This window comes from Vibrio sp. 10N.222.48.A3 (assembly GCF_041475345.1).
Lineage (GTDB): Bacteria > Pseudomonadota > Gammaproteobacteria > Enterobacterales > Vibrionaceae > Vibrio > Vibrio tasmaniensis_A.
In genome coordinates, this window is the sequence record NZ_JBFRVX010000058.1 from 1 (window position 1) to 1,301 (window position 1,301).

Consider the following 1,301-nt stretch of genomic DNA (forward strand, 5'->3'; position numbering starts at 1 on the left):
TCATTTATAGTGATGCGGATAGTTTTAGTAACATAGATCGTTTTACTGACGCAGATAAGCTTTATTAACGTAGACTGTTTTTAGTGACTCAGATAGGTTGTAATGTGGTGAGTTAAAAAAAGTTGTTCGTTTTAGGTATCAAGCCCCTCGCAAACATCTCAACAGAATAATCACGACCAGAAGTACGATTTAGGGTCTTTTTCTATTTCAGACAAAATAGCATCAAGATCCTTCGATTGAGGTAAGTAAGGATAAGGCCCCCAATTTACTGAATCGGTTTTTACATCACCTTCTAGCGGCACCATTACCAACCAACATGACAGTGACTCATCAAAACTAACGCAGGCGATCTCATTTGTGTAATCGCTATGAGATGAGTCGAGCAGATAATGAGCCTGAGAAAACAGCACACCACCCTCACACTCTTCATAAAGGGACTTGCCTAGCTCGACAGGTAAACTGCGATTTCGAGATGTACAGAGCTTCTCAGCTCCAATTAAAAGACGATTCAGTTCGATATGAATGACGGACATAACACCTCTTGTAACTTCATAGAAACTTCTAAGTAGTGAATTCCTTTGTTTAGCTTAGGACTCAACCAACATTTTAGCGAACTAGCGCAAACAAAATACCCGTCCTGCTCCCAGAAACGAATCCTGCTTTTGTAAACCTAACTCGCTTTCACTCATCAAGCTAATAGCGACACATTGAGCGGATAGAATTTCACAAAATTGTCATATAACCGACCTATCATAGCCGGCAAATGTTATTAACTAGGAGTTGTTTATGTTACGAGTCGCGCTTGCCTCTCTTTTATCCTTAGCCCTGTCTTCTCACGCTGCTTTTGCACAAGAAACCAATATTTCGGGCTCCACTTCGGTATCACGTGTGATGGATGTATTGGCTGAGGAGTACAACAAGACTCACCCTGATAACTATATTGCGGTTCAAGGCATCGGTTCTACAGCGGGTATTACCATGGTCAATAAAGGTGTCGCTGATATTGGTATGAGCTCACGTTACTTAACTGACCGCGAACAGGGCGAAAAATTGAAGGTATTTCCAATTGCCTTTGACGGCCTAGCCGTCGTGACTAACCGTTCAAACGGTGTAAGCAACGTTACACGTGAACAGCTATTCGATATCTACAAAGGAAAAATCACAAACTGGAAAGCCATAGGTGGTGCGGATCAACCTATCGCAGTTGTAACTCGTGAAGCTTCTTCTGGTTCACGTTACAGCTTCGAGAGCTTACTTGGTTTGACAAAAATCATTAACGACCGTCTAGTGTCTGACATCAA

2 protein-coding genes are annotated in these 1,301 nt (G+C 42.0%); one reads left to right on the forward strand and one right to left on the reverse strand.

Features of this window, described 5'->3' with window-relative positions:
- Nucleotides 1–170: 170 nt before the first annotated feature.
- Nucleotides 171–533: a DUF3024 domain-containing protein gene (locus AB4653_RS02265; RefSeq protein WP_009844792.1), complete on the reverse strand. Its 363-nt coding sequence runs from the start codon at nucleotides 531–533 to the stop codon at nucleotides 171–173.
- 253 nt (nucleotides 534–786) lie between these two features.
- On the opposite strand from AB4653_RS02265, the gene AB4653_RS02270 reads away from it, so the two are divergent.
- Nucleotides 787–1,301: substrate-binding domain-containing protein (locus tag AB4653_RS02270; protein ID WP_372103215.1), on the forward strand; the 515-nt coding region annotated here is incomplete at its 3' end.

Excerpts from the sequence above, each read along its gene's own strand:
- AB4653_RS02265 (WP_009844792.1), bottom strand. The coding sequence starts at position 533 with ATGTCCGTCATTCATATCGAACTGAATCGTCTTTTAATTGGAGCTGAG.